Raw genomic sequence first — 22,613 nt, forward strand, 5'->3', positions numbered from 1 at the left:
GGGTCCGCCGGCCGGGCCGCGGCCGCTCGGCCGGTCAGCGGAGTTCGACGGCCGCGTCCTCCGCGGCGAGGTAGCCCGGCGTCGGCAGGCCCGTCTCTCCGGCCGTGAGCTGCATCAGCGTGGCGCGTACCGTGGCCGCGCCCGGCCGGTAGGCGGGGTCCTTCACGACGGAGGTGTTGACCCACTCGTGGAGGTGTCCGTCGCAGACGGCCTGGGTGCCGCCGATGCCTGCGGAACGGTTCCCCTGGATGAGGGTGGAGCTGACGAAGACCGGGCCGGCGCTGTCGTCGAGGCAGCGGTACATGCCGGAGAGCGTCACCGTGCTGTCGTCGCCGACGATTCCGTAGTCGTAGACGGAGAGGTCGTCGGCGGCGCCGCTGTCGAGCACCTGGGCCGCGCCGTTCAGGGCGGGGCCGTCCAGCGCGGGCCCGGCGGTGAGGCCGTCGGCCCCTTCCGCGTGGGCGAGAGGGGCGACGGCGGCGGAGGCGAGCAGGACGCCTGCGGCGAGGACGAGTCGGACGCGCATGAGCGGGGTCCTTTCGGGGTGGGGGGGATGGTGCTGCCCGCCAGGGATATCGGATCCAGCCGCCGCGTGACCGAAATTCACCCCATTGGGGGCGCGTTGAGCAGCTTTCGGTAGTGAATACGGTCGTACGGTCCGTCCACACGCCGCTCGACGACCTCGTAGCCGTACCGCTCGTAGAGCTTCTGGTTCTCCCACATCATCGCGTGGGTGAGCAGCCGGACCTCGGGAAGACCGAGCTCGCGCGCCCGGTCCTCCACGAAGCGCAGCAGCCGTCGCCCCAGACCGGTGCCACGGGCGTCGGGGTGGACGGCGACGTTGTCCAGGTAGAGGTGGTCGGCCTCGGTCCTCAGGACCACCAGACCGACCACCGGATCACCGGCGACGAACACCCTCCCCGCGGCCACGTCCGCCGCGTGGTCCGCCTCCATCGGGGCGGGTACGAGGCCGATCCGCTCGATGTAGGGGTGGTAGGCCGCGTCGGTCACGGCCTTCACCCCCGGAACGTCGGAGCCCGTCGCGCGGCGGATGTGCGGAGTCATGCCGCCACGTTACGGCGCCGGACGACCACCTTCCTCAGCAGCGGCCAGGTGAGCAGGACGACGACGGCCGCGTACACGGTGATCGAGAAGGGCGTGTTCACCAGACCGGTCAGCGAGCCGTCGCTGATCTGCAGGGCGCGGCGCAGCTGCTGTTCGGCGGCCGGGCCGAGGATGACCCCGATGACGGCCGGCAGGACGGGCAGTCCGTACCGTCGCATGCCCAGTCCGATCAGGCCGACGACCAGCAGGATGACCAGGTCGAGGGCCTCGCCGCCCACCGCGTACGCGCCGACGGCGGCGAAGAAGAGGATGCCCGCGTAGAGGTACGGGCGCGGGATGCGCAGCAGCTTGGCCCAGACCGGCGCGAGCGGCAGATTGAGCGCGAGCAGCAGCACCATGCCGACGAACAGCGAGGCGATGAGCCCCCACACCAGCTCGGGCTCCCGCTCGAAGAGCAGCGGGCCGGGCTGGATGCCGTACTGCTGGAAGGCGGCCAGCATCACGGCGGCGACGGCCGTCGTCGGCAGCCCGAGGGTCAGCATCGAGACGAGCGTCCCCGCCGCCGAGGCCGAGGCCGCCGACTCGGGCCCGGCCACGCCCTCGATGGCGCCCTTGCCGAACTGGTCCTTGTGCTTCGAGAGCCGCTTCTCCGTCACGTACGACAGGAAGGTCGGGATCTCCGCGCCGCCGGCCGGGATCGCGCCGAACGGGAAGCCGATGAAGGGGCCGCGCAGCCAGGACTTCCAGGTGCGCCTCACATCGTCCCCGCCCAGCCAGGGGCGGCCGACCGGGATGGCCTCCCCCGCCGTGCGGCGCAGGTGCGCCGCGACCCAGAGGGCCTCGCCGATGGCGAAGAGTCCGACCGCGACGATGACGACGTCGACGCCGTCGGCGAGCTGGAGCGAGCCGAAGGTGAGCCGCTGCTGCCCGGTCATCTGGTCGAGGCCGACCAGGCCGATCGTGAGGCCGATGAGGAGGGAGGCGAGCCCGCGGATGCGGGAGGAGCCGAGGACCGAGGTCACCGCGATGAAGGCGAGGACCATCAGGGCGAGGTAGTCGGGGGCACCGATGTCGACGGCCAGGGCGGCGACCGTCGGGGCGAGGACGACGAGCAGGACCGTGCCGATCATGCCGCCGGCGAAGTGACCGATGGCGGCGGCGGCGAGCGCCTGCGCGCCCCGGCCCGCCTTGGCCATCGGATGGCCCTCGATGGCGGCGACGACGGCCGCGCTCTCTCCCGGGGTGTTGAGGAGGATCGAGGTGGTGGAGCCGCCGAACATGGCGCCGTAGTAGATGCCGGCGAACATGATGAACGCGCCGGTCGGTTCGAGGCCGTACGTCACCGGGAGCAGCAGGGCCACGGCCATGGCGGGGCCGATGCCGGGCAGGACGCCGATGGCGGTGCCGAGGAGCACGCCGACGGCGGCCCACAGCAGGTTCATCGGGGTGAGGGCGGTGCCGAAGCCGTCGATGAGGGAGTTCAGGGAATCCATGAGTCAGATCACTCCCATCAGCGGACCGCCGGGCAGCGGGACGCCGAGCAGCTTGTCGAAGACGACGTAGGTCAGGAGCGAGAGGGCGGCCGCGATCAGCGGGTCGCGGTGGAGGTGGCGGCTGCCGAGGGCGTACGCCGCGCCCCAGAAGAGGAGCGCTCCGGCGACGGGGAAGCCGACGGGGCCGATGAGGACGGCGAAGGCGAGGAAGACACCGGCGAGGAGCAGGACCGTGCGCCAGTCGGCGGGTTCGGACAGGTCGACGTCCTCGCCGGCCTCGGCCTCGCCGCGGCCGCCGCGCAGGACGTCGACGGAGAGGAGGACGGCGACGACGAGCAGTCCGCAGCCGACGACGAGGGGGACGGTGGCGGGGCCGACGGGGCCGCGGCCGGCGAGGTCGGCGTCGAGGGTGAGGGCGTCGGTGAGGACGAGCACGCCGAGGACGAACAGCAGGACGCCGACGCCGAGTTCGGACCGCTCGCGCAGCCAGTTCTTCACGGTGGTGGTCACAGACCGAGCTCCTTCAGTACGGAGCCGACGCGGCGGTCCTGCTCGGCGAGGAAGGTGCCGAACTCCTCGCCGGGCAGGAAGGCGTCGTTCCAGCCGTGGGTCTTCAGCGACTCGCGCCACTGCGGCGAGTCGTGCAGCTCGGTCACGAGGGTGACGAGCTTCTCGCGCTCGGCGTCGGAGAGGCCGGGCGGGGCGACGATGCCGCGCCAGTTGGTGAACTCGGTGTCGAGGCCCGCCTCGCGGAGGGTCGGGGCGTCGAGACCGGGCACGCGCTTCGGGCCGGTCACGGCGAGGAGCCGCAGCTCCCCGGCCTCGATCTGGTCGAGGTACTCGCCGACGCCGGAGACGCCGAAGGCGACCTTGTCGCCGAGGATGGAGGCGAGGAGTTCGCCGCCGCCGTCGAAGGGGACGTAGTTGACGTCCTTGGGGGCGATGCCCGCGGCCTGGGCCATCAGCATGGGAGCCAGGTGGTCGGGGCCGCCGGGCGAGGAGCCGCCGCCGACGGGCAGCTTGCCGGGGTTCTTCTTCCAGGCGGTGAGCAGTTCGTCGATGGTCCTGTACGGGGAGTCCTTGCCGACCACGACGATGTCCTGCTCCTCGGTGAGCCGGGCGATCGGGGTGGTGTCGGCGAGGGTTCTGGGAGTCTCGTTGGTGTGGACGGCGCCGACGACGCCGAGGCCCATGGACATGGCGAGACGGCCGTTGCCCCGTTCGCCGACGAGCCGGGTGAGGCCGACGGTGCCGCCCGCGCCGGGCAGGTTGAAGACCTCGATGTCGCCGGTGAGGTCCGCCTCCTCGGCGTTCTTGGCGAGCGTGCGAGCGGTGATGTCGTAACCGCCGCCGGGGGTGTTGGGGACCATGAAACGCAGGCCGGGTATCCGGGTGCCGGTGTCGGCGCCGCTGCCGGGACTGAGCAGCGGCGGGCCCACCAGCACCAGGAGCGCGGCCCCGAGGAGGGCGAAGGGGGTGCGCAACCGCACGTGTGCCGCCTCTCAGCTGTAGGGGAAAAGGGGATGTGAAGTGGCCCACATGTTGCCCTCGCGTTAAGAAGCTGTCTCTCTTCCGCAATCAACGGACGTTGTGGTCGTTGTGGTCGGGACCTAGCGTGGGTCGTCGTGACGAACGTGCTGGTGGTGGACGACGACTTCATGGTCGCCAAGCTGCACTGCCGCTATGTGTCGGCGGTGGCGGGCTTCACGGTGTCCGGGGTCGCGCACAGCGGCGCCGACGCCCTGCGGGCGGCCGAGCGGCTGAGGCCCGACCTGGTGCTCCTCGACGTGTTCCTACCGGACATGGACGGCATCCAGGTGCTGCGGGAGCTGCGCGCGGCGGGCCTGGGCATGGACGCGCTCTTCATCACGGCGGCCCGGGACGTGGGCACGATCCGCGAGGCGCTGCGGGCGGGGGCCCTGCACTATCTGATCAAGCCGTTCAGCCAGGCGGCGCTGCACGAGCAGCTCCGCCACGTGGCCTCGCTGCGCAGCCGGCTCGACGAACTCGACGAGGCCCGGCAGGAGGACGTCGACCAGATCTTCGGCACCCGCCCGCGGGGCTCCCGTGAACTCCCGAAGGGCCTGGCCGCCCACACGGCCGACCTGGTCGACTCGGTCCTCCGCGCCCACCCGGAGGGCCTCTCGGCCACGGAATGCGCGGAAGCCGGCTCCCTCTCCCGGGTGAGCGCCCGCCGCTACCTGGAGTACTTCGCGGAGACGGGCCGGGCGGAGATCACCCTGCGATACGGCGGGACGGGGCGGCCGGAGCGGCGGTACCGGCGGCTGGGCTGAGCCGCCCTCATGCCGTGCGGGCGGCGCCTTCCCGGTACGTACGGAGAAGCTCTTCGGCGTGCACCGTCCAGGGGTGCGCGGGCCCCAGTACGCGGATGCGCCCCGCCACCAGCATCTCGCCCTGCTCGATCGCGTCGGCGTGCTGCCCGAGGGCGTCGAGCACGACGCTGAGTGTCTGGCGCGCGTTGAGCAGCAGGGGGTAGTCCGGAGCGAAGATGCGCTCGTACCCGGCGAGGGCTCTGCGGATGTGGGGCAGTGCCTCGGCCGGCCTCTCCACGGACGCGAGCGCGTACGCGTAGCCCAGTTCGGCTCCGAGTGTCATGGGGTGATCGTCTCCGGTGGCACTGCGGCAGTCCGCGATGACGCCGGGGCCAGCAGGTCCGCCCGGGTCACCTCCAGCTCGGTGGAGATCGCCTCGGCCCGCTCCGGCTCGGCCCGGCGCCACAGGGACGCGACGCCGTCGCTGACGCGCTGCCACGCCTCGGTCGTCAGCAAGGTGACCAACGTCGTCCCCGCCGTGCCCGCCAGCACGGCCAACTCCGCGTCCAAGACCCCGTCCCCTCCAGCCAGTTGTCGCCTGTCGGCCCAGCGTAGTCGCACCCCGACCCTCCGGGACGGCCGGCGACGACTTCCTCAGCCGCTGCTTAGTGGTTCCTTAAAGCGGTCCTAAGGATCTCCGCATCGCGGTCTCCGGTGGCTTTTCGGCGGTTCGGGGCGGCTAGTTTTCTGGGCATTCCCCCACCTCACCCTCGTGAAGGAGCTGTCCCCCCATGACTTCTCGCCGTACCGCCGCCGTCACCGCCACCGCGGTTCTCGCGCTCTCCGGGCTCGCCTCCGCGCCCGCGTTCGCGCACGGGTCGATGACCGATCCGGTGAGCCGGGTCTCGGCCTGTTACGCGGAGGGGCCCGAGTCGCCGAAGTCGGCGGCCTGCAAGGCGGCCGTGGCGGCGAGCGGGACGCAGGCGTTCTACGACTGGAACGCGGTGAACATCGCGAACGCCGCCGGGAAGCACCGTGATCTGATCCCGGACGGCAAGCTGTGCAGCGCGGGGAACGACAAGTACCGGGGGCTCGACCTGGCGCGGGCCGACTGGCCGGCGAGCAAGCTGGCCTCCGGGGCGCACACCTTCCGTTACAAGGGGACGGCGCCGCACCGGGGCTCGTTCGAGCTGTATGTGACGAAGGACGGGTACGACCCGTCGAAGCCGCTGAAGTGGTCGGACCTGGAGGCGAAGCCGTTCGCGACGGTGACCGACCCGCGGATGGAGAGCGGCGACTACGTCTTCCAGGGCACGGTCCCGAAGAAGTCCGGCCGCCACCTGGTCTACTCGATCTGGCAGCGCTCCGACTCCCCCGAGGCCTTCTACACCTGCTCGGACGTGGTGTTCGGGAAGGACAGCGGGGGTACGGCCCCGGCGCCGACCGCCTCCGCGCCGAGCGACGAGCAGATCGAGGACGGTCAGGACGAGTCCTCGGTCGAGCACGGCGGGCACGGGGACGGGGACGCCTCCACGGGTGCGGAGGAGACCGGGGCCGCCCCCGGCACGGGTCACGGGACGGGTCACGGCACGCAGACGCAGGCCGCGCCGTCCGCCGAGGCCTCCTCCGCCGTGCCCAACGCGCCCGCTCCCGCGGCCGGTTCGGGCTCCGGTTCCGGTGAGGTGCTCGCCGAGACCGGTGGCGACGCCACCACCCCGTACCTGGCGGTCGGTGGCGCCGCCGTGCTCGCGATCGGCGCGGCCGTGCTCTTCGGGTCGACGCGCCGGCGGCGTACCCAGGGCTAGATGTTCTAGCCGATCACCGACAGGCAGGTGGTCGGGGTCGCGTGGGCCGGGTCGAGGGCGTTCTCCACCTCGTGGAAGGTGACCCGGTCCACCGTGCCGATCGCCACGTGCTCGGACAGGTCGAGCGCGCACTTGTCCTGGATCAGGACGTTGGTGACGTTCGGGCCGCTCAGGAACTGCGAGCGGTAGGGGGTGACCACCTCGTCGTACTGGCTGGCGATGACGTGGTAGCGGACCCCGGGCACGGTGTCGCCGCCCGCGTTGAGCTTGGTGATGAACGGCGAGCCGGCGATCTGGTCGGCGAGCCCGGGGGTGTTGGCCTTGATCAGGTCCTCGGCGCCGGGGAAGTACGGCAGGAGCTTGGTGAGGCCGAGCAGGGTGGTGCCGTGGTTGTCGGGGGCGATGCCGACGAGCGTGTTCACCTTCTCCGCGCCGCCGAGGAACTTGAGGTACCAGCGGGGCATCATGCCGCCCTGCGAGTGTCCGACGATGTCCACCTCGGGGGCGCCCGTGGCGGCGAGGACCCGGTCGACGTAGGTGTCGAGCTGTCCGGCGGAGGCCTCGATGGGGCCGAGTCCGTGGAAGAACGGCACGTTCGGCAGCTGGCCGTAGTCGAGCGAGAAGACGCAGTACCCGCGGTTGACCAGGTACGGCGCGAGGACGAGCCAGTTGTCGACGGAGTTCCCGAGGGTTCCGTGGACGAGGACGACGGGCCGCGGGTGCGCGGCGGAGGGCTTGCAGGAGTAGTCGTTCCAGCCCCGGCCGGTGGTGGCGGTCTCGGTCTGTGCGGAGGCGGCGGCGGTCGGCGCGAGGGTGGCGGCGGCGGTCAGCAGCAGGACGGACAGTGCTCTGACGGCGTGTTTCCAGGGCAGCATCGGGCGATCTCCTTGCGGCTCAAGGGGATGGTGGGGGTGCTACGCCCTGCGGTCCGGACCACAAGTGGGGATGCGCGGTGGGGATGCGCTTCAGCCAAGCTACGCACGGGTAGCCTTGGCTGGGAAGTTACGCGTCGGTAAAAAGTGATGTGTCGTCACGAGTGCCTGACGAAAGGGCCGTCAGGCCGCCAGCGATCCCGGCAGGACGGCCCGGGGACCGAATCTCGCCCGTGCCTTGTCCGCCACCGCCTCGATCCGCCGCGCCTTCTCGTCCGCCGGGTCCAGGGACAGCTGGTGTGCCGCGCTCTCCGCGCCCGCGAGCCCCTCGGCGCGCAGGGCGATGCCCCGCACCCGGGCCCGCTGGAGGCCGAAGGAGTCGTGGACGGCGTACGCGAGGGTGCTGAGTGCCGCCGAGTGGGCGGTGGGCTCGGGCAGGGTACGGCTCCGGGTGGTCGTGCTCCGGTCCGCGTACCGGACGGTGACGGCGAGCGCGCGGCACACCTGCCCCTCGGTGCGCAGCCGGGTGCCCAGTTCCTCGGCGAGCGCGAGGAGGGCCCGGCGCTGCTGTGTCCGGTCGGTCTCGTCGCGGGGGAAGGAGCGTTCGGCCGCGACCGACCGGGAGGCCGCGTGCGGGACGACGGGGGTGCGGTCGATGCCCCCGGCCCGTTCCCACAGCTCGCGGCCGGTCTTCGCGCCGACGAGCCGCTGGAGCACGGCGAGCGGCGCGTCCGCGACACGTCCGACGGAGTCGAGTCCGTAGCCGCAGAGGGTGCGGGCGGTGGCGCGGCCGACGCCGTCGAGCGCGACGACCGGCCGCTCGCGCAGGAAGGCCGCGGGGTCGTCGACGACCAGGGTGACACCGGGCCGGGCCTCGCTCGCGGCCATCCGGGCCAGCATCGGGTTGGGGCCGGCGCCGATGACGCAGTCGACGCCGTGGAGGGCGAGGGCCCTGACCCGGATCACCGAGGCGAGCTCGGCGGGGCCGCGGCCGAAGTAGCGCAGCGCGCCCCGCACGTCGGCGAGGGCCTCGCAGGGCGGGGTCGCCTCGACGAGGGGGGTGAACTCGGCGAGCAGGTCGATCAGCGGGGGAAGCAGGGTCCCGGTCCCGCCCGTCCCGGAGGGCTCGATCCGGAACCGTACACAGAGGATCATGCCGCCCTCCTCCGTCCGTGTCCCTGTTCGTCCCGAAAGCCCCTCCCGTTCCCTCAGCCTAGAGCATGTTCGAATATTTGTGCGAATCATAGCCCTGTCAACTGTGGTTGACGTGTGGGAATCTGTCAACGTAGGTTGACGTCATGACCGATGCGACCGATCTCGCCGCACGGGCGGGCGACCGCGACCCACGGGTCGGACTACGGGCCGTCTCCGCCCTGCGACGACTGCTCGAACAGCTGGAAGCCGTCCAGGTGCGCAGTGCGCGCAACCAGGGGTGGTCGTGGCAGGAGATCGCGACCGAACTGGGTGTCAGCCGACAGGCCGTCCACAAGAAGTACGGGAGGCAGTGATGTTCGAACGGTTCACGAAGGCCGCGCGCACCGTGGTGAAGGGCGCGGTCGAGCACGCGGAGCGGGCCGGGGCGACGGTCGTCACCCCGGAGCATCTGCTCCTCGCCCTGCTCGACGAGGAGGGCACCCGGGCGGCGGACGCCCTGCGCGCGCTGTGCCCGCCGGACCGCCGGCCGTCCCTGAGGGACGCGCTGACCGACGCCCGGCGCCGGGCGGGGCTCTCCCGCGCCGACGAGGAGGCCCTGGCGGACCTCGGCATCGACGTCGGCGCGATCGTGGCCCGGGTGGAGGAGACCCACGGCGAGGGCGCGCTGGCCGCCGACCGCAAGGACTCCGGACGGTGGTCGGGCCGCCGCTCCTTCTCGCGGGAGGCCAAGACCGTCCTGGAGAAGTCCCTCCGGGTGGCGCTGGCCCGCAAGGACCGGGAGATCGGCGACGAGCACATCCTGCTCGCGCTCACCACGACCGGCGGGGTCGTCGCGGAGGCCCTGGCCGACCACGGCGTGACGTACGCGTCCGTCGAGACGGCGGTCTCGCGGGCGGCGACCGCCTGACCACGGCGGCCGACCTCCCGGAACGGACCCGCCAGGGGAACAGCCGCCCGGAGAACGGCCCCGCCCGCGGAACCGCTCCGCCGGACGGCTCAGCCCGCCGAGCCCGGGCTGCTGTGCCACAGCTTCCGTCCGCTCGGGGTCCCTTCGCCGGCCGGTCTGAGGTCGGCCCAGGGGTTCATCTCGTAACCGGTGGACATCCTGATGCGGCGGCCGGAGTCGGCGGACCCGCCGTCGTCCGAGGCGGGCACGGCGGGTTCGGCGAGGCGCTCCCCCACCGCGTCCAGGCCTCCGGACGCCCGGAGTTCGACGAGTTCGGCGAGGTTCCAGGCGGCGGCGCCGACCACGCTGACGCTGCGCGGGCCGCGCCGCTGCACCACTCCCCGGACGAGCAGCAGCCACGAGTGGAAGACGGTGTGGGCGCAGCGCTCGTGGGCGTCGTCGAAGAAGGCGAGGTCGACCAGGCCGGTGCCGTCGTCGAGGGTGGTGAAGATGACGCGCTTGCCGGAGCGGATCGGCGGGGTCTGGGTGGCGGCCTTGGCGCCCGCGACGAGGACGGTCCTGCCGTGCGGGGTCTCGCGGAGACGCTGGGCGGAGACGACGCCGAGTTCGCGGAGGAAGGCGTGGTGGTCGCCCATGAGGTGACGGGAGGCGTCCATGCCGAGGATGCCGAGTTCGGCGCTGAGGCGCTCCGACTCGTCGAGGTCGGGCAGGCCGACGGGGGCGGTCTTCCCGCCCTGCGCGAGCGGGAGCTGACCACCGTGCGAGGCGGCTCCCCGCTGGATGCGGCGCAGTTCGGTGAGGTGGAGCAGGAGGTCGCGGCGGTTGGCGCCGAAGGCGTCCAGCGCGCCGACCTGGGCGAGCCGTTCGGCGACGGGAGTGCGGGGGCGGGCCCGTTCCCAGAAGTCGAGGAGGGAGGCGTAGGGCTGCCCGGCCTCGATCCGCGCGCCCTCGGCCTCGCTGATGCCGTGGACGTCGGTGAGGCCCAGCCGGAGCCCCCATCGCACCTCCGATTCAGACACCAGTTCTACACGGTGGGCGACCGCCGACCGGTTCACGTCCAGCGGCAGCACCGGCACCCCCCGGCGCCGCGCGTCCGCGAGCAGCAGCCGCTTGGGGTACATCCCGGGGTCATGGGTGAGCAGCCCGGCGTAGAAGGCGGCCGGGTGGTGCGCCTTGAGCCAGGCGGACTGGTACGTCGGTACGGCGAAGGCCACCGCGTGCGCCTTGCAGAAGCCGTACGAGCCGAAGGCGGCCACGATCTCCCAGGTGCGGGCGACCACCTCGTCCGCGTATCCGCGCGCCGAGGTCTCCCGGGCGAACCAGAGCTTGATCCGGCCCTGCGACTCCGGGTCCGAGAGCCCGCGCCGCACCTGGTCGGCCTCGTCACGGCCGCAGCCGGTCATGATCCGTACGATCTCGATGATCTGCTCGTGGAAGACGACCACGCCGTACGTCTCCCGCAGCGTCTCCTCCAGGTCGGGGTGCGGGTAGCGGACGGGCGCGCGGCCGTGCCGTGCCTCGATGAAGGGGCGGACCATGTCGGCGGCGACCGGGCCCGGCCGGAAGAGCGAGATGTCGACGACGAGGTCGTGGAAGGTGGCGGGCTGGAGCCGTCCGACCAGGTCCCGCTGGCCCGGCGACTCGATCTGGAAGCAGCCGAGGGTCTCGGTGGAGCGGATCAGCCGGTAGGTCTCGGGGTCGCCCTCCGGGACCGCGTCGATGTCCGGGCGGGTGCCGGTGGCCCGCTCGACCTCGGCGACGGCGTGGGCCATCGCCGACTGCATCCGGACCCCGAGGACGTCGAGCTTGAGCAGCCCGAGGTCCTCCACGTCCTCCTTGTCGAACTGGGACATGGGGAACCCCTCGCCGCTGGTGGGCACCACGGGGGTACGGGCGAGCAGCGAGGCGTCCGAGAGCAGGACCCCGCAGGGGTGCATGGCGGTGCCGCGCGGCAGCGCGTCAAGGGCCTCGACCAGCTCCCAGAGGCGTCCGAACCGCTCCCGTTCGCCGGCGAGTTCGCGCAGTTCGGGCAGTTCACCGAGGGCGGCGAGGGCGTCGCGGGCGCGGATGTGCGGGAAGGCCTTGGCGATCCGGTCGATCTCGGCCGGGTCCATGGAGAGGGCCGCGCCCACGTCCCGTACCGCGTGGCGGACCCGGTAGGTCTCGGGCATGGAGACGGTGGCGACGCGTGCGGTGCCGAAGCGGTCGATGATCGCCCGGTACACCTCCAGACGGCGGGCGGACTCCACGTCGATGTCGATGTCGGGCAGGGCGGTGCGGCGCTTGGAGAGGAAGCGTTCCATCAGGAGGCCGTGCTCGACCGGGTCGGCGTGGGCGATGCCGAGGAGGTGGTTGACGAGGGAGCCGGCGCCGGAGCCGCGGGCGGCGACGCGGATGCCCATCTCCCGGACGTCGTCGACGACCTGGGCGACCGTCAGGAAGTACGGGGCGAAGCGGTGGTGGGCGATGACGTCCAGCTCGTGGTGCATCCGGTCCCAGTAGGCGCCCCGTCTCTCGTACCCCTTGAGGATCATGCCGGCGGCGGCGCGGGAGGTGAGGACGCGCTGGGCGGTGCGATGCTCGGCGCCGACGAGGTGCGGTTCGGGGAAGTGGGCGGAGCCGATGCCGAGGTCGTCCTCGGGGTCGACCAGGCAGGCGGCGGCGACCGTGGCGGTCTGTTCGAGGAGCCGGTGGGCGGTGTCCCGGCGGAAGCCCGCGGCCTCGACGATCCGTTCGGCGGCGGCCCGCATGTCGTCGGTCCCCTTGAGCCAGGCGGCGCCGCTGTCGAGTTCCTTGCGGGGGTCGACGGGGACGAGGCGGCGGGCGGAGTCGAGGACGTCGGCCACCGGGCCCTGGCCGGGGTCGGCGTACCGGACGGCGTTGCTGAGGACCGGTCGGACGCCCTGCTCGGCGGCGAAACCGACGGTACGGGCGGCGAGCCGCAGGGAGCCGGGCCCGGTGCCGGAGCGCCCGTGGTCGACGGCCGCGAGGCGCAGCGCGTCGCCGTACCGCTCGCGCCAGGGCGCGAGCAGCCGGACGGCCCGGTCGGGGCGGCCGGCGGCGAGGGCCTGTCCGACGTCGGAGCCGGGCCCGAGGAGGACGAAGACGTCGTCGTCGCACAGGGCGGACCAGGGCAGCAGGGGCCGCTCCGCCCCTCCGGCGTGGGCGGCGGTGATCATCGCGCAGAGCGAGGCCCAGCCGGTGCGGGAGCGGGCGAGGAAGAGGGCACGGGGCGCGGACTCGTCGACGAAGGCGCCGCCGCGGACGGGGACCCGCCGGACGTCCTGCGGGCCGTCGCGGCCGGGCACCCGCCCGGCGCTCCGCGGGCCGCCACCGGACGCGGCCGTCCGCCCTGCCGCCGACGGCCGTCCCGCTTCCTGTCCGGGCCGCCCCGGCCCGGGGCCGGGTGTCGTCGCCTCATAGGCGAGGTCGACGCCGAACAGGGGGCGGACCCCCGCCTTCGCGCAGGCCTTCGCGAAGCGGATGGTGCCCGCGAGGGTGTCGCGGTCGGTCAGGGCGAGCGCGTCCATGCCGCGCTCGGCGGCACGCGAGGCCAGTCGGTCGGGGTGGGAGGCGCCGTAGCGCAGGGAGTAGCCCGACGCGGTGTGCAGATGCGTGAACCCCGGCATGGCGTGCCTCCCGGCTCCCGCATCGAAATCGTACGTATGTTCCCACCCCCTCGTTCTTCACCTTAGCTCATTTCGAACGTGCGTACGATAAGCGTGCCGGGTCGTCCCCCGGTCGACCATTCGGGCGCATCCCACCTGCGGAAACACCCCCTGCCCCGGAGCGTGGGGGGCATGAGCCTCGTCGACGAACTGAAAAGCGCCGTCACCCCCCGAGCAGCCCTCCTGGTCGTCGGCGTCCTCGCCCTCCAGCTGCTGTTCATCACCTCGTACGTCGGGGCCCTGCACCACCCCGAGCCGAGGGACGTCCCCTTCGGCGTCGTCGCCCCGCCACGGGTCTCCGCACAGCTCGTCGGACAGCTGGACCAGCTCCCCGGCGCCCCGCTCGACCCCCGCTCGGTCGCCGACGAGGCCACCGCACGGAACCAGATCCTCAACCGGGACATCGACGGCGCCCTGATCGTCGACCCCGCAGGCCGCACCGACACCCTGCTCGTCGCCTCCGGCGGCGGCACCGCACTCTCCCGCACCCTGGAAGCGCTCTTCATCACCGTGGAGAAGGCCCAGCAGCGCACCGTACGGACCGTCGACGTGGCCCCCGCCTCGCGGGAGGACTTCAACGGGCTCTCGGCCTTCTACCTCGTCGTCGGCTGGTGCGTCGGCGGCTACATCTGCGCCGCGATCCTGGCGATCAGCGCGGGCTCCCGGCCCGCGAACCGGGAACGCGCGATCATCCGCCTCGGGGTCCTCGCGCTCTACTCGGTACTCGGCGGACTCGGCGGCGCGATCGTCGTCGGCCCGATCCTGGGCGCCCTGCCGGGCAGCGTCGCCGCCCTGTGGGGGCTCGGGACGCTGGTCGTCTTCGCCGTCGGCGCCGCCACCCTCGCCCTGCAGGCGGTCTTCGGGATCGTCGGCATCGGCCTGGCGATCCTGCTCATCGTGATCGCGGGCAATCCCAGCGCGGGCGGCGCCTTCCCGCTGCCGATGCTGCCCCCGTTCTGGAACGCGATCGGCCCCGCCCTGCCACCGGGCGCCGGCACCTGGGCCGCCCGCTCGATCGCGTACTTCAAGGGCAACGACATGACCAGCTCGATGCTGGTCCTCTCGGCCTGGGCGGTCGTCGGCGTGGCCGTCACCCTGGTGATGTCCTCCCTGAAGCGCACGCCCGAGCCGGAGCCGATCGCGGACGAGGTCGACCCCGCCGGCGGCGCACCGGCCCGCTGAGGCCCGCCTCTCCGGCCCGTCGGCCCGAAATCCCCTGGCCCCGCCGCCGTTCGGCCGCTACCTTCGCGGGCATCACCGACCTTCCCCGAACGACAAGGCTCTCCGTGACCTCAGTCCGCCCCGCCCGTCCCGACGAACTCCCCACCCTGGTCGAGCATCCCGGCGACCCCGAGCGCAACGCCGCCACCCGCGCGTACCTCGTCCAGCTCCTCGACAGCACGTGCACCCGGCCCGAGTGGTGCCTGGTCGCCGAGGACGACGACGGCCGGCTCACCGGCAGCGTGGTCCTGTGGACCATGCCGGGGCACGATGTCCCGCTCGCGCTGGTGCTGTTCGAGGCCCCGGAGGACGCCCCGGGGACCGCGGCCGCACTGCTCGACGCGGCGGCCGCCACGGCCCGGGAGCTGGGCGCGACGGAGCTGGAGCACGTCGTCGACTCCCCCGCCCAGGCCCCCCAGTTCCAGCGGAACCCGGAGCACCGGGGCGAGCAGCTGCGGGCCTCCGGGTACGGCGTGATCCGCGACGGGCGCCGGTTCAGCCTCCGCACCCCCGGCACGCCGGACGAGCTGCCCGCCGACGACCCCCGGCTGACCTTCCGTTCGCTCGCCGAACTCGGCCCCGAGCCGTTCGTGGCGGTCCTCGCCGAGCTGCTCGCGGACACCGCCGACGCCCGCCTCGCCGCCGACGTACGGCAGCACGGCGCCCGGCGCGCGGCCGAGCTGCTCTTCGAGGAGACGGCCGAGCTCAAGCACGAGCCCGCGTGGTGGGAGCTCGGCTACGACGCGGACGGCACCGTCGCCGTGATCAGCCTTCCGGCCGAGAACCCCTCCGTTCCGGTCATCGGTTTCGTCGGCGTCGCCCCCGCCCACCGGGGCAAGGGGTACGCCACCTCGGTCGTGATCCGGGGCACGCGGATCCTGACCGCCAGCGGGGCCACCGAGATCCGCGGGGACTGCGACGCCTCGAACGTGGCGATGGCCAAGGCCTTCGAGCGCGCCGGATACGTGAACTTCGCCGACCGGCTGGAGTTCGCCCGCGCCCTCTGACGCGCCCCCGCGCGGGAGGCCTGCCGGGAGGGGCCGGAAGTCCCTTCGTGAGGGATTCACAAAGGGACTCCGGCCCAGATGTCCCGGGTCGGTCAGAAGACGCTGACCCCGTACGCGCTCAGCGCCTCCGTCACGGGCTGGAAGAAGGTCGTCCCGCCCGAGGAGCAGTTGCCGCTGCCGCCCGAGGTGAGGCCGACCGCGCGGCTGCCCGAGTAGAGCGGGCCGCCGGAGTCGCCGGGCTCGGCGCAGACGTTCGTGCGGATCAGGCCGGAGACGATGTCGCCGCCGCCGTAGTTCACGGTGGCGTTGAGGCCCGTCACGGAGCCGCTGTGGATGCCGGTGGTGGAACCGCGGCGGGTGACGGACATGCCGACGGTGGCGTTGACGGCGCTCGTGATGTCCACGTTGCCGACCGTGCCGGACTTGGTGACGGAGGAGTTGGTGTAGCGCACCAGGCCGTAGTCGTTGCCCGGGAAGCTGGACCCGGCGGTGGTGCCGAGGACGGTGGTCCGGGAGGAGTTGGAGTACCAGGTTCCCGCGCCGTCGGTGCAGTGCCCGGCGGTCAGGAAGTAGTAGTTGCCCGCGCCGTCCCGGACGTTGAAGCCCAGCGAGCAGCGCCAGCTGGTGGCGTAGATCGCGTCGCCGCCGGAGATCAGCTTGCTGAACTTCCCGGGGGTGCGCTCGACGCGGATGGCGTCCGCGTTCGCCCCGGCCTGCCGCTTGATCTTCGCGAGTCCGGCCTGGCTGACGGTGGAGTCGGCGGTGACCACCAGCTTGCCGGTGGCGGGGTCGGCGTACCAGGCGGTGCCGGCCACGTCCGCGGCGCGGACGGCGTCGCCGGTCGCCGAGAGGGCGGCGGCGTCGAAGGTGCGGCTGGTCCGCGCGGTGTCGGCGGTGCCCGCGCTCGCGGTGGGCGCGGCGAGCGCGGCCGCGGCGGCGAGGCCTGCCGCGACGGCGAGGAGCCGGACGGTTCTCGTGGGGGTGGTGCGCATGGTCCTCACTTCTGTTCCTCCCGAGGGGAATCGGGGGCCCGCCGTGGGGTGCCGGGCCCGTGAGGCGCGGCCTGGGGCCGGCGCTGTGGGGGAGTCTCGGGCCGTACGACTTCACGCCGCAAGGGCGCGATTCAGCCGTACGGACCTCAACTTCCCCGTGATGCACACGAGTTGACCGTCAGCGCCCGCTCAGTCGCCGCTCGCCCGCCGCGACGGCGGTGTCGAGCGTGTTCCCCGGCGGCGGGAACGGGCAGATGAAGTGGTCGGCGAAGGCGCACGGCGGCAGCAGCGCGCGGTTGAGGTCGACCGTCACCGAGCCGTCCGCCGCCGGGGCCGAAGGCCGCAGAAAGCGGAAGCGGTAGCTGTCCCGGCCGCTGGTGGCGTCCGCGAACACCGCCCACAGGGAGCCGTCGTCCTCGACGGCCACCTGGAGGGTGTGCTCGCCGCCGTGCAGTTCGAAGACCAGCTCCCCGGAGAGCCCGAGACCCCGCTCGCGGCCGTCGGCGTTCTCCACCCGTACGCTGCGCGTCCGCTCGTACGGACGGAAGACGCCGGGCACCACCCAGCGCTCGTCGTACGGGGTGGCCTCAATGCCCCGGAAGGCGGTGCGGGCCTCGGATCCGGGGTCGAAGTCCCTTACGGCCCACAGCCCTTCGCGCCGCAGCACCACGAGCCGCCGGCCCGCCGACTCGACGCGGGACTCGTGGATCGGGCCGTGGTCGGCGGTGAGCCGGACCGTCCCGGTGAAGGGCTTGCCGTCGACGGCGATCCCGTCCTCGGCGCGGGCGCTGAGCAGCACCTCGTCGCCGTCCTCCCGCCACTCCCCCGGAACGGCCGGAATTCGCCCCTCCGGGAAGTCCGAGAGCCAGTGGGTACGGTGAGGGAGAGCGGACCGTACGAGGAGGAGACCGTGGCCTCCCGCTGCTCGTGCCAGTGCTGCCACTCCTGCCGGGGGCCGGCCCCCGCGTCCGTACCCGGGGCGCCGTCGTTGTCCGTGCTCATGGTGCTCAACCTTTCCATACGGGCTCGGGAAGCCCGAGGTGCGAGCGCAGCGTCGTGCCGGAGTACTCCGTACGGAAGACCCCCCGCTCCTGGAGCAGCGGGACGACCCGGTCGACGAAGTCGTCGAGACCGCCGGGGGTGAGGTGGGGGACGAGGATGAAGCCGTCGGCGGCGTCCGTGGCGACGAACTCCTCCAGGGCCGCCGCCACCGTCGCCGGGCTGCCGACGAAGGACTGCCGGCTCGTGGACTCGACGACCGTCTGACGGATCGACAGGCCCTTGGCCTCCGAAAGCGCCCGCCACTTCCTGGCCACCCCGACCGGATCGGCGACCCGCACCCGCCCCTGGACCAGGGTCGACTCGGGATCGGGGTCGACGTCCGGCAGCGGTCCGTCGGGGTCGTAGCCGGACAGGTCGCGGCCCCAGATCTGCTCCAGGGCGAGGATCGCGTTCTGCGGGGAGACCTGCAGGCGGCGGATCTCACCGGCGCGTTCCTGTGCCTCGGCGTCGGTGTCGCCGAGGACGTACGTCACCCCGGGCATGATCTTCAGATCGCCGGGCTCCCTCCCGTACCGGGCGAGCCGGCCCTTGACGTCGGCGTAGAACTCCCGGCCCGCCTCCAGGGCCGAGTGCCGGGTGAAGATCACGTCGGCGGCCGATGCCGCGAACTCCCGGCCCTCGGCGGAGTCCCCGGCCTGGATGACGACGGGGTGTCCCTGCGGGGAGCGCGGAACGGTGAACTCCCCCTCGATCCCGAACTGCGGCCCGCTGTGGACGAAGGGCCGCTGCCGGCCCCCCGGGGTCCAGGAGTCCCACAGCTCCCGGGCCGTGGCGAGGAACTCGGCGGCCCGGGTGTACCGGTCGGCCCGGTCCAGGAAGCCGCCGCGCCGGAAGTTCTCGCCGGTGAAGGCGTCCGACGAGGTGACGACGTTCCAGGCGGCCCGGCCCGCGCTGAGGTGGTCCAGCGAGGCGAGCCGCCGGGCCAGTTCGTACGGCTCGTTGAAGGTGGCGTTGACCGTGCCGGCCAGTCCGAGCCGGTCGGTGACGGCGGCGAGCGCGTTCAGGACGGTGATCGACTCGGGCCGGCCGACGACGTCGAGGTCGTGGATGCGGCCGTTGTGCTCGCGCAGCCGCAGCCCCTCGGCCAGGAAGAAGAAGTCGAAGAGGCCGCGCTCGGCGGTCCTGGCGAGATGCTCGAAGGAGGAGAAGTCGATCTGCGAGCCCGAGCGCGGATCGGTCCAGACGGTGGTGGAGTTGACGCCGGGGAAGTGCGCGGCGAGGTGGATCTGCTTCCGGCCCCGAGTCGTGCTCATGCGCGTGCTCCCGTCGTCACCCGTGCCTCGGCGGCGTACTGGCTGACGGGGCGTTCGAGCCCCAGGTGGTCGCGGAGGGTGGTGCCCTCGTAGGCCGTACGGAAGAGCCCGCGGTCGCGCAGCCGGGCCACGGTCCCGGCGGTGAACCGCTCCAGGTCCCGCTCGGGCACGGCCGGCACCAGGTGGAAGCCGTCGATGGCGCCGCCGCCGTGCCAGCCCACGATCAGTTCGGCGAGCGCCCCGGGCCCGCCCTCGTACGTGTCGAGGCCGACGGTCGCCGAGAGCAGGACGCGCAGCTGTCCGGGGTCGCGGCCGTGGGCGCGGGCCCCCTGCCGCAGTTCGGCACGCAGGGCCGCGGCCTCCTCGGCGGAGGAGGCGCGGATCAGGGCCACGTCGGCGTGGTGGGCGGCGATGTCGCGGGCGGCGGGGCGGGTGGCGTCGACGACGGTCACCGGGTTGCCCTGCGGGGGCCGGGGGACGATCGAGGGGCCCGCGACCGAGAAGGTGGCGCCCTGGAAGTGCACGTGGTGCAGCTTGCGTCGGTCCACGAACCGCCCGGTCACCTCGTCCCGTATCTCGGCGTCGTCCTCCCAGCTGTCCCACAGTTTGCGGGAGACCTCGGCGACCTCGCCCGCCTCCTGCCAGAGCTCGGCGGTGGGCGGGACCGGGCGGCGGCCGAAGAGCCGGGCCTCGGCCCCCGTCGGGGAGACCGCGATCCGCCAGCCCGCCCGGCCCCGGCTCACCCAGTCGAGGGTGGCGACGGCGGCCTGGACGTGGAAGGGCTCGGTGTGGGTGGTGGTCACGGTCGGTACGAGGCCGACGGAGCGGGTCTCGGGGGCGACCCGGGCCAGGACGGCGAGCGCGTCGAGGCCGGGCCGGGCGAAGGAGTCGTCGTGGGTGAGGAAGTCGAGCCCGGCGGCCTCGGCGAGCCGGGCGAGCGCGACGGTACGGACGGCGGTGCCGGCGACGGCGGGTGCGGCGGTCCGGGCGGCGGAGGCGAGGGCGCCCGGGAGGTCACCGGTGCCCGGGGCGAGTTCGGCGGCGAGGTGGAGCGTTCGGGTGCTGGTCATGCGGTCTCTCTCGAAGCGACGCGGGGCGGGCGGGGCGCGGTCAGTTCTTGGTACGGGGCAGCCCGGGCGGGTTGATCTCCGACTTCGTCACGGCCTCGCTGTCGAGGCCCCACCGCTTGAGGACCTGGGCGTAGGTGCCGTTCTCGACGATGTGGTCGATCGCGGCGGCGTAGGCGGCGACGAGTCCGCTGTCCTTCTTCGTGGTGGCCGCGATCTTGCCCTGGAGTCCGGCGCCCGCGCCGGAGAACTTGCCGACGATCTCGGTCTGTCCGGCGGAGAGCACGTGGTAGGCGGCGACGGGGTTGGGCCCGAGGTAGCCGTCGATCCGGCCGGACTGGAGGGCCAGGTAGTAGTCCGAGGTGTTCTGGTAGTACTTGATGTCGACCGGCTTGCGGCCGGCCTTCTCGTTCCGCGCGGACCAGTCGACGAGGATCTTCTCCTGGTTGGTGCCGGAGCCGACGGCGATCGCCTTGCCCGCCACGTCCTCGGGGCCCTTGACCGTCCAGCCGGAGCCCTTCTTCGCCTCGAAGGCCAGGTCGTCCAGGCGGTAGGTGGCGAAGTCGTACTTGTCCTTGCGCTCCTCGGTGACGGTGACGTTGGAGAAGACGCCGTCGTACTTGCCGCTGTCGAGGCCGACGAAGAGGTTCTCCCAGGAGACCGGGTTGAACTCGGGCTTGAGTCCGAGGGCGTCGGCGACCAGGGTGGCGAGGTCGACCTCGACGCCGATCAGCGTCTTGTCGTCGGTGGCGTGGAAGGCGAGCGGCGGATTGCTCGTCGCGGAGACGCCGAGGATCAGGGTGCCTCTCTTGCGGACGGCCTCGGGCAGCTGGGCGGCGAGTGCGTCGACCTTGGGGGTGTGGACGCGGTTCTGCTCGGGGCTGAGGTTGATGCCGTCGGCGGACTTCTTCGCCTCAGGCCCGGCCGCGTCCAGGGCGGCGTCACCCGAGCCGCAGGCGGTGAGGACGCCGAGGGCGGCGAGCGAGGCGAGGGCGGTGAGGACGGTGCGACGGGTCTTCATGGCAGTGCTCCTGAGTGGGAAGGGGTGGGTGGTCAGAGGACCTTGGAGAGGAAGGCGCGGGTGCGTTCGTGACGGGGGCTGTCGAGGACCTCGGCCGGCGGTCCCTGCTCGACGATCCGGCCCTCGTCCATGAAGACCACGGTGTCGGCGACCTCGCGGGCGAAGCCGATCTCGTGGGTGACGACGATCATGGTGGTGCCGGAGGCGGCCAGGTCCTTGATGACGTCGAGGACCTCGCCGACCAGCTCGGGGTCGAGCGCGGAGGTCGGCTCGTCGAAGAGGAGCAGGCCGGGTTCGAGGGCGAGCGCGCGGGCGATGGCGACCCGCTGCTGCTGTCCGCCGGAGAGCTGCTTCGGGTACGCCTCCGCCTTGTCGGCGAGACCGACGCGTTCGAGCAGGCTCCGGGCCGCGGCCTCGGCGTCCTTGCGGGGGCGTTTCAGGGCCGAGACGGGGGCCTCGACGATGTTCTCCAGGACGGTGAGGTGCGGGAAGAGGTGGAAGTTCTGGAAGACGAAGCCGATCCGGGTGCGCTGCTTGAGGATGTCGCGCTCGCGCAGCTCGTAGAGCTTGTTGCCGGAGCGGCGGTAGCCGACGAGGGTGCCGTCGACGCTGACGGTGCCGCTGTCGACCTTCTCCAGGTGGTTGATGGTCCGCAGGAGGGTGGACTTGCCCGAGCCCGAGGGGCCGAGGACGACGGTGACCTCGCCGGCGCGGACGTCGAGATCGATGCCGCGCAGGACGTGCAGGGGGCCGAAGTTCTTGTGGACGGCGCGGATCTCGACCTTGGCGGTGGTGGCGGCCTGGCCCCCGGCGGGCGGATCGACGGTGACGGAGCTCATCGGACGCTCCCCTTCGCGTAGTGGCGTTCGACGTAGTGCTGGACGACGGAGAGCGCGGTGGTGAGCAGGACGTACCAGGCGGTGGCGACCATCAGGAGCGGGACGACCCGTCCGTTGCGGCCGTAGACGACCTGGACCTGGTAGAAGAGTTCGCCGATCGCCATCACGGAGACGATCGAGGTGCCCTTGAAGAGCGAGATGATCTCGTTGGCGGCGTTGGGCAGGATCGAGCGCATCGCCTGCGGCAGGACGATCCGCCGCACCTGCCGGAGCCGCGGGATGCCGAGCGAGGCCGCGGCCTGCACCTGGCCCTCGTCCACGGCGAGCACCCCGCCCCGGACGATCTCCGCCGCGTAGGCCGCCTGGTGCAGGGCGAGCCCGAGGACGGCGGCGCTCATCTCGCCGACCAGGCCCATCGTGTCGAAGGTGAGGAAGCTCGGCCCGAAGGGGATGCCGATGCTCAGCTCCTTGTAGAGATAGGCGAGGTTGAACCAGAAGAGCAGCTGGACGATGAGCGGGATCGAGCGGAAGGCCCAGATGTAGCCGAAGGCGACGGACCGCAGGAACGGGCTGGCCGACAGGCGCATGAAGGCCAGCACGATGCCGATCGCGAAGCCGAGCGCGGTGCCGTAGAAGGTGAGCTGGAGGGTGACCCAGACCGCCCGGAGGACCGTCTCGGTGGTGAAGAACGCGGCGAAGACGTCCCACTCCCAGCCGGGGTTGGTGACGAGCCCGTGGACGAACTGGACGAGCAGGACGGCGGTGACGGCGACGGCCGCCCAGCGCCAGGGGTGCCGCACGGGGACGACCACGAGCTCGGGGCCCGCCGCCGGTTCCTTCACGACGGCTCTGGTGGCGGGCGGATCGCTGGTGAGAGACATGGCGGTTCCTCGGAAAGGGGTCGGGCGGCGGG

At 72.7% G+C, this 22,613-nt stretch carries 22 protein-coding genes and 1 pseudogene; 6 read left to right on the top strand and 17 right to left on the bottom strand.

What is annotated here, in order from left to right; all coding sequences use genetic code 11:
• Positions 1 to 34 precede the first annotated feature (34 nt).
• The 5 genes from OG392_RS08355 to OG392_RS08375 form a co-directional block, all read right to left on the bottom strand.
• A complete protein-coding gene (locus OG392_RS08355) occupies positions 35 to 526 on the bottom strand; it encodes a DUF6299 family protein (protein WP_329277160.1) in 492 nt (163 codons plus the stop codon).
• 77 nt (positions 527 to 603) lie between these two features.
• Entirely contained in the window at positions 604 to 1,065 is a 462-nt protein-coding gene (locus OG392_RS08360; protein ID WP_329277162.1) for a GNAT family N-acetyltransferase, read from the bottom strand.
• Positions 1,062 to 2,558: a tripartite tricarboxylate transporter permease gene (locus OG392_RS08365; protein WP_329277165.1), complete on the bottom strand. Its 1,497-nt coding sequence runs from the start codon at positions 2,556 to 2,558 to the stop codon at positions 1,062 to 1,064. The genes OG392_RS08360 and OG392_RS08365 overlap by 4 nt, the downstream gene beginning before the upstream one ends.
• A gap of 3 nt (positions 2,559 to 2,561) precedes the next feature.
• Complete coding sequence (locus OG392_RS08370) at positions 2,562 to 3,068, bottom strand: tripartite tricarboxylate transporter TctB family protein (protein WP_329277167.1); 507 nt, start codon at positions 3,066 to 3,068, stop codon at positions 2,562 to 2,564.
• The gene (locus OG392_RS08375; RefSeq protein ID WP_329277169.1) at positions 3,065 to 4,048 is read right to left on the bottom strand and encodes a Bug family tripartite tricarboxylate transporter substrate binding protein; all 984 of its coding nucleotides are present in this window, start codon (positions 4,046 to 4,048) and stop codon (positions 3,065 to 3,067) included. The genes OG392_RS08370 and OG392_RS08375 overlap by 4 nt, the downstream gene beginning before the upstream one ends.
• A 135-nt stretch (positions 4,049 to 4,183) precedes the next feature.
• On the opposite strand from OG392_RS08375, the gene OG392_RS08380 reads away from it, so the two are divergent.
• Complete coding sequence (locus OG392_RS08380) at positions 4,184 to 4,852, top strand: response regulator (protein ID WP_187622842.1); 669 nt, start codon at positions 4,184 to 4,186, stop codon at positions 4,850 to 4,852.
• A gap of 7 nt (positions 4,853 to 4,859) precedes the next feature.
• Here OG392_RS08380 and OG392_RS08385 read toward each other — a convergent pair whose 3' ends face one another.
• Together OG392_RS08385 and OG392_RS08390 are read right to left on the bottom strand one after the other, a co-directional pair.
• Positions 4,860 to 5,174, bottom strand: a complete 315-nt coding sequence (locus tag OG392_RS08385; protein ID WP_329277173.1) for a tetratricopeptide repeat protein — start codon at positions 5,172 to 5,174, stop codon at positions 4,860 to 4,862.
• On the bottom strand, positions 5,171 to 5,401 hold the full coding sequence (locus tag OG392_RS08390; protein WP_329277175.1) for a hypothetical protein: 231 nt from the start codon (positions 5,399 to 5,401) through the stop codon (positions 5,171 to 5,173). The genes OG392_RS08385 and OG392_RS08390 overlap by 4 nt, the downstream gene beginning before the upstream one ends.
• Positions 5,402 to 5,622: 221 nt before the next feature.
• On the opposite strand from OG392_RS08390, the gene OG392_RS08395 reads away from it, so the two are divergent.
• A complete protein-coding gene (locus OG392_RS08395; RefSeq protein ID WP_329277177.1) occupies positions 5,623 to 6,636 on the top strand; it encodes a lytic polysaccharide monooxygenase in 1,014 nt (337 codons plus the stop codon).
• 5 nt (positions 6,637 to 6,641) lie between these two features.
• On the opposite strand, the gene OG392_RS08400 is transcribed toward OG392_RS08395, so the two are convergent.
• Both OG392_RS08400 and OG392_RS08405 read right to left on the bottom strand, forming a co-directional pair.
• Entirely contained in the window at positions 6,642 to 7,511 is an 870-nt protein-coding gene (locus OG392_RS08400; protein WP_329277179.1) for an esterase/lipase family protein, read from the bottom strand.
• A gap of 180 nt (positions 7,512 to 7,691) precedes the next feature.
• Entirely contained in the window at positions 7,692 to 8,663 is a 972-nt protein-coding gene (locus OG392_RS08405; RefSeq protein ID WP_329277181.1) for a DNA polymerase Y family protein, read from the bottom strand.
• Positions 8,664 to 8,806: 143 nt separating this feature from the next.
• Between OG392_RS08405 and OG392_RS08410 the strand changes: the two genes are divergently transcribed.
• Positions 8,807 to 9,016, top strand: a complete 210-nt coding sequence (locus tag OG392_RS08410) for a helix-turn-helix domain-containing protein (RefSeq protein WP_030315760.1) — start codon at positions 8,807 to 8,809, stop codon at positions 9,014 to 9,016.
• Positions 9,016 to 9,570: a Clp protease N-terminal domain-containing protein gene (locus OG392_RS08415; RefSeq protein ID WP_329277183.1), complete on the top strand. Its 555-nt coding sequence runs from the start codon at positions 9,016 to 9,018 to the stop codon at positions 9,568 to 9,570. The genes OG392_RS08410 and OG392_RS08415 overlap by 1 nt, the downstream gene beginning before the upstream one ends.
• An 89-nt stretch (positions 9,571 to 9,659) precedes the next feature.
• On the opposite strand, the gene OG392_RS08420 is transcribed toward OG392_RS08415, so the two are convergent.
• Positions 9,660 to 13,199 carry a DNA polymerase III subunit alpha gene (locus OG392_RS08420; protein ID WP_329277185.1) on the bottom strand — a complete coding sequence of 1,180 codons (3,540 nt, stop codon included), beginning with the start codon at positions 13,197 to 13,199 and terminating at the stop codon, positions 9,660 to 9,662.
• Positions 13,200 to 13,370: 171 nt separating this feature from the next.
• Between OG392_RS08420 and OG392_RS08425 the strand changes: the two genes are divergently transcribed.
• Together OG392_RS08425 and OG392_RS08430 are read left to right on the top strand one after the other, a co-directional pair.
• Entirely contained in the window at positions 13,371 to 14,420 is a 1,050-nt protein-coding gene (locus OG392_RS08425; RefSeq protein WP_329277187.1) for a DUF3533 domain-containing protein, read from the top strand.
• A 104-nt stretch (positions 14,421 to 14,524) separates the two neighbouring features.
• Complete coding sequence (locus tag OG392_RS08430; RefSeq protein ID WP_329277189.1) at positions 14,525 to 15,466, top strand: GNAT family N-acetyltransferase; 942 nt, start codon at positions 14,525 to 14,527, stop codon at positions 15,464 to 15,466.
• 92 nt (positions 15,467 to 15,558) lie between these two features.
• Here the strand turns inward: OG392_RS08430 and OG392_RS08435 are convergent, their stop codons facing one another.
• The 7 genes and pseudogenes from OG392_RS08435 to OG392_RS08465 form a co-directional block, all read right to left on the bottom strand.
• Entirely contained in the window at positions 15,559 to 16,458 is a 900-nt protein-coding gene (locus OG392_RS08435) for a S1 family peptidase (protein ID WP_329277191.1), read from the bottom strand.
• Positions 16,459 to 16,636: 178 nt separating this feature from the next.
• Positions 16,637 to 17,460, bottom strand: a pseudogene (locus tag OG392_RS08440) (DUF1684 domain-containing protein).
• 5 nt (positions 17,461 to 17,465) lie between these two features.
• Positions 17,466 to 18,773 (bottom strand): NtaA/DmoA family FMN-dependent monooxygenase, encoded by a 1,308-nt coding sequence (locus tag OG392_RS08445; protein ID WP_329277193.1) that lies wholly within the window; start codon positions 18,771 to 18,773, stop codon positions 17,466 to 17,468.
• Positions 18,770 to 19,843 (bottom strand): LLM class flavin-dependent oxidoreductase, encoded by a 1,074-nt coding sequence (locus OG392_RS08450; RefSeq protein WP_329277195.1) that lies wholly within the window; start codon positions 19,841 to 19,843, stop codon positions 18,770 to 18,772. The genes OG392_RS08445 and OG392_RS08450 overlap by 4 nt, the downstream gene beginning before the upstream one ends.
• 40 nt (positions 19,844 to 19,883) lie before the next feature.
• Positions 19,884 to 20,861, bottom strand: coding sequence for an ABC transporter substrate-binding protein (locus tag OG392_RS08455; protein ID WP_329277196.1), 978 nt, complete (start codon positions 20,859 to 20,861; stop codon positions 19,884 to 19,886).
• Between the two features lie 32 nt (positions 20,862 to 20,893).
• Positions 20,894 to 21,700, bottom strand: a complete 807-nt coding sequence (locus OG392_RS08460; protein WP_329277198.1) for an amino acid ABC transporter ATP-binding protein — start codon at positions 21,698 to 21,700, stop codon at positions 20,894 to 20,896.
• On the bottom strand, positions 21,697 to 22,581 hold the full coding sequence (locus OG392_RS08465; protein WP_329277200.1) for an amino acid ABC transporter permease: 885 nt from the start codon (positions 22,579 to 22,581) through the stop codon (positions 21,697 to 21,699). The genes OG392_RS08460 and OG392_RS08465 overlap by 4 nt, the downstream gene beginning before the upstream one ends.
• Positions 22,582 to 22,613: the final 32 nt, after the last annotated feature.

The organism is Streptomyces sp. NBC_00691, from assembly GCF_036226665.1.
In the GTDB taxonomy this organism is placed as follows: Bacteria; Actinomycetota; Actinomycetes; order Streptomycetales; family Streptomycetaceae; genus Streptomyces.

Excerpts from the sequence above, each read along its gene's own strand:
- OG392_RS08355 (WP_329277160.1), bottom strand. The coding sequence starts at position 526 with ATGCGCGTCCGACTCGTCCTCGCCGCAGGCGTCCTGCTCGCCTCCGCC.
- OG392_RS08360 (WP_329277162.1), bottom strand. The coding sequence starts at position 1,065 with ATGACTCCGCACATCCGCCGCGCGACGGGCTCCGACGTTCCGGGGGTG.
- OG392_RS08365 (WP_329277165.1), bottom strand. The coding sequence starts at position 2,558 with ATGGATTCCCTGAACTCCCTCATCGACGGCTTCGGCACCGCCCTCACC.
- OG392_RS08385 (WP_329277173.1), bottom strand. The coding sequence starts at position 5,174 with ATGACACTCGGAGCCGAACTGGGCTACGCGTACGCGCTCGCGTCCGTG.
- OG392_RS08395 (WP_329277177.1), top strand. The coding sequence starts at position 5,623 with ATGACTTCTCGCCGTACCGCCGCCGTCACCGCCACCGCGGTTCTCGCG.
- OG392_RS08400 (WP_329277179.1), bottom strand. The coding sequence starts at position 7,511 with ATGCTGCCCTGGAAACACGCCGTCAGAGCACTGTCCGTCCTGCTGCTG.
- OG392_RS08405 (WP_329277181.1), bottom strand. The coding sequence starts at position 8,663 with ATGATCCTCTGTGTACGGTTCCGGATCGAGCCCTCCGGGACGGGCGGG.
- OG392_RS08410 (WP_030315760.1), top strand. The coding sequence starts at position 8,807 with ATGACCGATGCGACCGATCTCGCCGCACGGGCGGGCGACCGCGACCCA.
- OG392_RS08415 (WP_329277183.1), top strand. The coding sequence starts at position 9,016 with ATGTTCGAACGGTTCACGAAGGCCGCGCGCACCGTGGTGAAGGGCGCG.
- OG392_RS08420 (WP_329277185.1), bottom strand. The coding sequence starts at position 13,199 with ATGCCGGGGTTCACGCATCTGCACACCGCGTCGGGCTACTCCCTGCGC.
- OG392_RS08425 (WP_329277187.1), top strand. The coding sequence starts at position 13,371 with ATGAGCCTCGTCGACGAACTGAAAAGCGCCGTCACCCCCCGAGCAGCC.
- OG392_RS08435 (WP_329277191.1), bottom strand. The coding sequence starts at position 16,458 with ATGCGCACCACCCCCACGAGAACCGTCCGGCTCCTCGCCGTCGCGGCA.
- OG392_RS08445 (WP_329277193.1), bottom strand. The coding sequence starts at position 18,773 with ATGAGCACGACTCGGGGCCGGAAGCAGATCCACCTCGCCGCGCACTTC.
- OG392_RS08450 (WP_329277195.1), bottom strand. The coding sequence starts at position 19,843 with ATGACCAGCACCCGAACGCTCCACCTCGCCGCCGAACTCGCCCCGGGC.
- OG392_RS08455 (WP_329277196.1), bottom strand. The coding sequence starts at position 20,861 with ATGAAGACCCGTCGCACCGTCCTCACCGCCCTCGCCTCGCTCGCCGCC.
- OG392_RS08460 (WP_329277198.1), bottom strand. The coding sequence starts at position 21,700 with ATGAGCTCCGTCACCGTCGATCCGCCCGCCGGGGGCCAGGCCGCCACC.
- OG392_RS08465 (WP_329277200.1), bottom strand. The coding sequence starts at position 22,581 with ATGTCTCTCACCAGCGATCCGCCCGCCACCAGAGCCGTCGTGAAGGAA.